Origin of the sequence: Cedecea sp. NFIX57 (genome assembly GCF_900177785.1) — a bacterium.
GTDB classification, from domain to species: domain Bacteria; phylum Pseudomonadota; class Gammaproteobacteria; order Enterobacterales; family Enterobacteriaceae; genus Cedecea; species Cedecea neteri_C.
This window is the reverse complement of sequence record NZ_FXAS01000093.1, coordinates 1-2694: the sequence shown is the minus strand read 5'-3', so window position 1 is coordinate 2694 and position 2694 is coordinate 1. Positions and strand designations below refer to the sequence as shown.

Genomic DNA, 2694 nt, shown 5'->3' with positions numbered 1-2694 from the left:
GCGTGCGTCTGAAAACGGATATGCCGGAAGAAACCGACGAAAACCGCAGTGTCACGATGCCGTTCACCTCGCGCCAGGCAGATGCCGCAGAGGGGATCAGCGGCCCGCTGCTCACCCGAATGTCCTCTGAGCGTACGCTGGCCGTTCAGGCGGCGCTGATGCGGCAGCCCGAAAAGGCGGTGGCGCTGATGGTCTGGCGCATGTGTACCTGCGTCTTTTCTGGCTGTCTGACCACGACGCACCCGTTCCGCATCAGCCTGACCGTGTCTCACGGCAGCCTGACGGAGAATGCCCCGTCCGGTAAGGGCGGGGCGGCGTTTGACATTCTGATGACCGAACAGGCGCGTCTTGCCGCTCTGCTGCCCGCTGGATGGGAGAAGGATTTCACCACCTTCTTCACCCTGAGTGGGGAAGTACTGATGTCATTTATGGCGTTCTGCACCGCCTGTGCCGTGGATGGGGTACAGACCCGCGAGATGGGACACACCTCGCGTAGCACCCTTGATACCGTTGAGGCGGCAATCGGCTTCCATTTACGCGACTGGTGGCAGCCGACGAAGGACAACTACTTCGGCAGCCTGAAGCATCCACAGATTGTCGCCTCCCTGAAAGAAGCGGGTCTGACGGGGGCGGCGGGTGATGCGGCGAAGATGAAGAAGGGCGATGCCGCCGGGCATGCGGAGCATTTCATGCAGCACACCCGCTGGGTTCCGGTCTGGCTGAAGGGACCAGAGTCAGTGGCTGAGGTCGATGCTGACGAAGCTGCCTCAGAGACCGACAACACCGACGACGATACCCCGGCAGATGCCGCCTGATAACGGAGACGCCGCTCTGTGTGGGCGGCGATAAGGAACTGATGATGAACAGTAATCTGAACGACCGCACCGCCCTTGCCCGCATGCTGCCCGACGAGTTTGAGCACAGCCGTGAGGCGGGGTATGCCTTTCGCCGGGAGCTGACCCACACCGTGATGGCGGCGCTGGAGGCTCCCGCAGGCTGGGACATGAACGGGGAGTACCGGGGCGAATTCGGCGGCTGGTTCCCGGTGCAGGTGCGCTTCACCCCTTCTCACGGGGGCTGGACGCTGGCGGTGTGCAGTCCGGGGGAAATCAGCGACCGCTGGCTGATGGTGATGCTGAACGCCGACGGTCGCGCGGTGACGGTTATCCGCACCCTGAACCGCTTTGAGCCGCAGGTGATTAACCCCGTGCTGTGTCTGGCGGCTTCGCTGGAGGGGGCAGGGTATTCCCTCGCGGCTATCACCGCCACGCTGATGCAGGAGGCTGCCCGATGATACCGTCTCATATGAGTCTGGTGCCGCTGAGTCCTGAGCGCCGCGCCGCCATGCAGGCCATCGCGGACGTGGAGCGCAGGCGCGACAGCGGGGCGGCTGGGGCTGATTTTCCGTATGCGCGGGCTTTCTTTAAGCACCTGAGGGGCAGCAAACGCCTCACGCTGAATGAGATCCGCCTGTTTGCCCCGGTGCTGAGCGAGCAGGAATTGCGGGGGAACCGGGATAGCTGGCTTCGCGCCATCGACACCCTGATTGAGAGCCGGGGAGCCGGCTGTTATCTCCCGCTGCCCGCCGGGGCCGGGTACCGCCTGTTCCCTGAGGTGGCTTTTCAGAAAACGGAGCGCCGTCGTCGGCAGGATGAACTCCAGGATGAAAAATACACCCGCCAGCGCCACCGGGAAGCGTGTCTGCGGGAGCGGGCTTATCAGGCGCGGGTGGGGCAGGCAGAGACTGAGCTGGCCTTTCATACCCCGGCGACGGTGGCCAGCTGGAGCGCCCGCTGGTCTGATACGCTGCCCCCGTACGCGCTGGAAGCGATGTTTTTCCGCTGGAGCGAGCGCTTCCCGTCCTTGTCAGGGCTGGAGCGATGGGCGTTTGAGGGAGAGCCGCTGTGGGTGCTCATCCGTGAGGCAGGCCAGCTGGCCTGCGAGGCGTTGCCACAGGTGGCGGCGCTGGAACGCTGGATGGTGTCCAACAAGCTGGTTCATCAGGCGGGAGGGGTATCGCGCGGATAGTCTGTGGCCCCGGTGCCGCTGGCGACTTCTCCGGGCTGCCCCGCTGACGCGGGGCGGCTCTGCTTTGGTCAAAAAGCGAACAATGGTTTTCAGGGCAGGCAGGGCAGGGGATGCAGGCAGGTACCCGCAGGTTGTCCACAGGGTAACCCAGGCTGGCGGTGGACAGTTGTCTGCTTTTTATTTTGCGACGGCCTTTGCCTGCGGACTGACTTTCGTTTGTGCTTTCATTTCTGGCTCTGGCTCTGGCTCTGGCTCTGGCTCTGGCTCTGGCTCTGGCTCTGACTCTGACTCTGACTCTGACTTCTTTTCCCCTGCCTGTGAAAAATCCTCCACGTCCGGGCCGCTTCCCGCCGGGAACCGGGCTGTCGTGGAACAGAGCCAGCAATGCTGTCTCTGCCCTGCGGGCTTCCATCCCTGCGGCGAACGTCAACCCCTGCGCTTGCTGCGTCCGTAAACGGACGCGCCGCTTCACCCTGCCGGCGGTAAAACTGCCGACAGTCTGCTGACGCCCCGGCGTTTTGCCGGGGCGGGTGTGTGCCTGCTCATCTCATCTCCGGGGGACATCTCCCGCCAGCCCCTTACGCGGGGGCTTTTGTAGCACAGGCGAGTCGCCCCGCAAGGGGTGAAGTGCACGCCGCCAAAAACTTTTTGCAGAAAGACGCAAAA

The 2694-nt window shown here is 63.7% G+C and carries 2 protein-coding genes and 1 pseudogene; all 3 read left to right on the top strand.

Translation table 11 applies throughout. The features are described 5' to 3' along the window. A pseudogene (locus B9Y90_RS25835) lies at window positions 1–815 on the top strand (ParB/RepB/Spo0J family partition protein); the annotation flags it as partial. Window positions 816–859: 44 nt separating this feature from the next. After that, window positions 860–1294, top strand: coding sequence for a conjugation system SOS inhibitor PsiB (gene psiB / locus B9Y90_RS25830; protein ID WP_085543126.1), 435 nt, complete (start codon window positions 860–862; stop codon window positions 1292–1294). After that, complete coding sequence (locus tag B9Y90_RS25825) at window positions 1291–2028, top strand: plasmid SOS inhibition protein A (RefSeq protein WP_085543125.1); 738 nt, start codon at window positions 1291–1293, stop codon at window positions 2026–2028. Before psiB ends, B9Y90_RS25825 begins: the two co-directional genes overlap by 4 nt. The last annotated feature ends 666 nt before the right edge of the window (window positions 2029–2694 follow it).

What these genes read in the sequence shown, in the direction of transcription:
- B9Y90_RS25825 (WP_085543125.1), top strand. Translation starts at nt 1,291, where the DNA reads ATGATACCGTCTCATATGAGTCTGGTGCCGCTGAGTCCTGAGCGCCGC.
- psiB (WP_085543126.1), top strand. Translation starts at nt 860, where the DNA reads ATGAACAGTAATCTGAACGACCGCACCGCCCTTGCCCGCATGCTGCCC.